General features: G+C 55.7%; 3 rRNA genes. All 3 read right to left on the bottom strand.

The features are described from left to right. Positions 1-58 precede the first annotated feature (58 nt). A 5S ribosomal RNA gene (rrf, locus tag ACT3UL_RS19125) occupies positions 59-175 on the bottom strand. Positions 176-293: 118 nt separating this feature from the next. After that, positions 294-3,358 (bottom strand): 23S ribosomal RNA (locus ACT3UL_RS19130). Between the two features lie 378 nt (positions 3,359-3,736). Then, positions 3,737-5,254: ribosomal RNA gene (locus ACT3UL_RS19135) — 16S ribosomal RNA — on the bottom strand. Together the 16S, 23S and 5S rRNA genes form the textbook arrangement of a ribosomal RNA operon.

Raw genomic sequence — 5,254 nt, forward strand, 5'->3', positions numbered from 1 at the left:
GGAGTGGGAGGAGCGAAACCCTCACGGGTCTCCAGCTCACTCCCACTCCCACAAAGATGTCCGGCGGCGACCTACTCTCCCACACCCTCCCGAGTGCAGTACCATCGGCGCAATCGAGCTTAGCTTCCGGGTTCGGAATGGAACCGGGCGTTTCCTCGACGCTATGACCGCCGTAACACGGCGAGACCCAACCAGCCCTCAACACAACCCACCCCACCACGGGGACGGACGTGTCCAGGAGTTGTTTCTCCAGAACCACACAGTGGACGCGAACAGCAGCAAACAAAAAATGTGTTGTTAAGTCATCAGCCATTAGTACCAGTCAGCTCCACACGTTGCCGTGCTTCCACATCTGGCCTATCAACCCAGTCATCTACTGGGGGCCTCTCACACCCGAAGGTGTATGGATATCTCATCTTGAAGCAGGCTTCCCGCTTAGATGCTTTCAGCGGTTATCCCTTCCCGACGTAGCCAACCAGCCATGCTCTTGGCAGAACAACTGGCACACCAGAGGTCAGTCCATCCCGGTCCTCTCGTACTAGGGACAGGACTTCTCAAATATCCAACGCGCGCAGCGGATAGGGACCGAACTGTCTCACGACGTTCTAAACCCAGCTCGCGTACCGCTTTAATGGGCGAACAGCCCAACCCTTGGGACCAACTCCAGCCCCAGGATGCGACGAGCCGACATCGAGGTGCCAAACCATGCCGTCGATATGAGCTCTTGGGCAAGATCAGCCTGTTATCCCCGGGGTACCTTTTATCCGTTGAGCGACACCCATTCCACAATGGAGTGCCGGATCACTAGTTCCTGCTTTCGCACCTGCCCGACATGTCTGTCTCGCAGTCAAGCTCCCTTGTGCACTTACACTCAACACCTGATTGCCAACCAGGCTGAGGGAACCTTTGAGCGCCTCCGTTACTCTTTAGGAGGCAACCGCCCCAGTTAAACTACCCATCAGACACTGTCCCTGATCCGGATCACGGACCGAGGTTAGGAATCCAGAACGACCAGAGTGGTATTTCAACAATGACTCCACACTCACTGGCGTGAATGCTTCCAAGTCTCCCACCTATCCTACACAAGCCGTCCCGAACACCAATATCAAACTATAGTAAAGGTCCCGGGGTCTTTCCGTCCTGCTGCGCGTAACGAGCATCTTTACTCGTAATGCAATTTCGCCGAGTTCGCGGTTGAGACAGTGGAGAAGTCGTTACGCCATTCGTGCAGGTCGGAACTTACCCGACAAGGAATTTCGCTACCTTAGGATGGTTATAGTTACCACCGCCGTTTACTGGGGCTTAAATTCTCAGCTTCGATCCGAAGATCTAACCGGTCCTCTTAACCTTCCAGCACCGGGCAGGCGTCAGTCCGTATACAGCGTCTTACGACTTCGCACGGACCTGTGTTTTTAGTAAACAGTCGCTTCTCCCTGGTCTCTGCGGCCCTCGGAGCTCTCACTCCTCGGGCCCCCCTTCTCCCGAAGTTACGGGGGCATTTTGCCGAGTTCCTTAACCACGATTCTCTCGAACGCCTTGGTATTCTCTACCTGATCACCTGAGTCGGTTTAGGGTACGGGCGACCGTATTCGTCACGCTGGAACTTTTCTTGGCAGTACAGGATCACTCACCTACGCCCATACGGGATCCCCATCACGTCTCACCCAATACGGCACAGCATTACCTGTGCTCGGGCTGCTCGCTTAGACGGACTATTCCATTAAGTCCGCGGAAGCTACCTCTCTGCGTCATTCCTCGCGCTGACCTACTACAACCTTGGTTCCCAGCCTCACCAACCTCCACACCCCGAAGGGTATGGGGAAAGCTCGGGTGGTTAGCATCGACTGCCTCGGTATGGGTCCTCCTACGATCGGTTCGGGAATATCAACCCGATGTCCATCGACTACGCCTGTCGGCCTCGCCTTAGGTCCCGACTAACCCAGGGCGGATAAACCTAGCCCTGGAACCCTTGATCAATCGGCGGACGGGTTTCTCACCCGTCTTTCGCTACTCATGCCTGCATTCTCACTCGTACAGCCTCCACCACTGGGTTCCCCCGCGGCTTCGCTGGCTGCACGACGCTCCCCTACCCATCCAGACACAAGGTCTGAATGACACAGCTTCGGCGGTGTGCTTGAGCCCCGCTAAATTGTCGGCGCAAAATCACTTGACCAGTGAGCTATTACGCACTCTTTCAAGGGTGGCTGCTTCTAAGCCAACCTCCTGGTTGTCTCAGCAACTTCACATCCTTTTCCACTTAGCACACGCTTAGGGGCCTTAGCTGATGTTCTGGGCTGTTTCCCTCTCGACCATGAAGCTTATCCCCCACAGTCTCACTGCTGCGCTCTCACGTTCCGGCATTCGGAGTTTGGCTAAGGTCAGTAACCCGGTGGGGCCCATCGCCTATCCAGTGCTCTACCTCCGGAACGAAACACGCAACGCTGCACCTAAATGCATTTCGGGGAGAACCAGCTATCACGAAGTTTGATTGGCCTTTCACCCCTATCCACAGGTCATCCCCTCCATTTTCAACTGAAGTGGGTTCGCGCCTCCACGCGGTCTTACCCGCGCTTCACACTGCCCATGGATAGATCACTTCGCTTCGGGTCTAGAGCCGGCGACTGAACGCCCCGTTCAGACTCGCTTTCGCTACGGCTACCCCACACGGGTTAACCTCGCCACCGACCACTAACTCGCAGGCTCATTCTTCAAAAGGCACGCCGTCACCCCTCAAGGCTCCGACGGATTGTAAGCGCACGGTTTCAGGTACTATTTCACTCCCCTCCCGGGGTGCTTTTCACCTTTCCCTCACGGTACTTGTCCGCTATCGGTCAAGAAGTAGTATTTAGGCTTACCAGGTGGTCCTGGCAGATTCACACCAGATTTCACGGGTCCGGTGTTACTCGGGAACAGCGTCACGCCGCATGTCAGTTTCGTCTACGGGGGTCACACCCTCTACGCCGTCGCACTCAACACGACTTCGACTACCAACACACGTACACGTCGAACCGCCGGCAGACGGTTCAGACACGTCCCACAACCCCCAACCTGCAACCCCTGCCGGGTATCACACAGATCGGGTTTAGCCTCATCCGATTTCGCTCGCCACTACTCACGGAATCACTATTTGTTTTCTCTTCCTGAGGGTACTGAGATGTTTCACTTCCCCTCGTTCCCTCCACACCACCTATACATTCAGTGGCGGGTACCGCGACATGACTCGCGGTGGGTTTCCCCATTCGGACATCCTCGGATCACAGCTCTGTTGTCAACTCCCCGAGGCTTTTCGCAGACTCACACGTCCTTCGTCGGCTCTTCTTGCCAAGGCATCCACCGTGCGCCCTTTAAAACTTAGGCAACACACAAAGACACAAAATCTTTAAAATTGCTTACAATGATGCTCGCGTCCACTATGTAGTTCTCAAGAAACAACCCCACACCAACCACCCAGCCGCACAAGCAGCCCGGATGATCAGGGAGGACCAGCCACACACCCCACAACCCCTCACCCGAAAGCGAAGGACCACAGGGACTGCGTGCAGCCTCATAACCCAATAGCGTGTTTCCACCTCGAACCCTCCAGCAGACCACTCGTTCCAGACGCCCACAAGGGACGCCGTACTGAAGAAGCCATACCGGCTGATGAAGTGCCTATTCGTTGATGTTCCACCCTTGAGCAACCATCCCCACCACACTCGGGCAGGAAAATGGCAACCATAATGGTTATGCTCCTTAGAAAGGAGGTGATCCAGCCGCACCTTCCGGTACGGCTACCTTGTTACGACTTAGTCCCAATCACCAATCCCACCTTAGACAGCTCCCTCACGAGGATGGGCCACTGGCTTCGGGTGTTACCGACTTTCGTGACTTGACGGGCGGTGTGTACAAGGCCCGGGAACGTATTCACCGCAGCGTTGCTGATCTGCGATTACTAGCGACTCCGACTTCATGGGGTCGAGTTGCAGACCCCAATCCGAACTGAGGCCGGCTTTTTGGGATTCGCTCCACCTCACAGTTTCGCAACCCATTGTACCGACCATTGTAGCATGCTTGAAGCCCAAGACATAAGGGGCATGATGATTTGACGTCGTCCCCACCTTCCTCCGAGTTGACCCCGGCAGTCTCCTATGAGTCCCCGCCATAACGCGCTGGCAACATAGAACGAGGGTTGCGCTCGTTGCGGGACTTAACCCAACATCTCACGACACGAGCTGACGACAACCATGCACCACCTGTGAACCAGTCCGAAGAAAGCCACATTTCTGCAGCCGTCCGGTCCATGTCAAGCCTTGGTAAGGTTCTTCGCGTTGCATCGAATTAATCAGCATGCTCCGCCGCTTGTGCGGGCCCCCGTCAATTCCTTTGAGTTTTAGCCTTGCGGCCGTACTCCCCAGGCGGGGCACTTAATGCGTTAGCTACGACGCGGAAAACGTGGAATGTCCCCCACATCTAGTGCCCAACGTTTACGGCATGGACTACCAGGGTATCTAATCCTGTTCGCTACCCATGCTTTCGCTTCTCAGTGTCAGTAATGGCCCAGAGACCTGCCTTCGCCATCGGTGTTCTTCCTGATATCTGCGCATTTCACCGCTACACCAGGAGTTCCAGTCTCCCCTACCACACTCTAGCCTGCCCGTACCCACCGCACGCCCGAGGTTGAGCCTCGGGTTTTCACGGCAGACGCGACAAGCCACCTACAAGCTCTTTACGCCCAATAATTCCGGATAACGCTTGCGCCCTACGTATTACCGCGGCTGCTGGCACGTAGTTAGCCGGCGCTTCTTCTGCAGGTACCGTCACTTTCGCTTCTTCCCTACTGAAAGAGGTTTACAACCCGAAGGCAGTCATCCCTCACGCTGCGTCGCTGCATCAGGCTTCCGCCCATTGTGCAATATTCCCCACTGCTGCCTCCCGTAGGAGTCTGGGCCGTGTCTCAGTCCCAGTGTGGCCGGTCGCCCTCTCAGGCCGGCTACCCGTCATCGTCTTGGTGAGCCATTACCTCACCAACAAACTGATAGGCCGCGAGTCCATCCCTCACCGAAAAACTTTCCAACAACCACCATGCGGTAGAAGTTCATATCCGGTATTAGCCACGATTTCCCGAGGTTATCCCGAAGTGAGGGGCAGGTTACTCACGTGTTACTCACCCGTTCGCCACTAATCAGACCAGGCAAGCCCGGTCATCATCGTTCGACTTGCATGTGTTAAGCACGCAGCCAGCGTTCATCCTGAGCCAGGATCAAACTCTCCATGA

The organism is Brachybacterium sp. 107 (assembly GCF_052379725.1).
In the GTDB taxonomy this organism is placed as follows: domain Bacteria; phylum Actinomycetota; class Actinomycetes; order Actinomycetales; family Dermabacteraceae; genus Brachybacterium.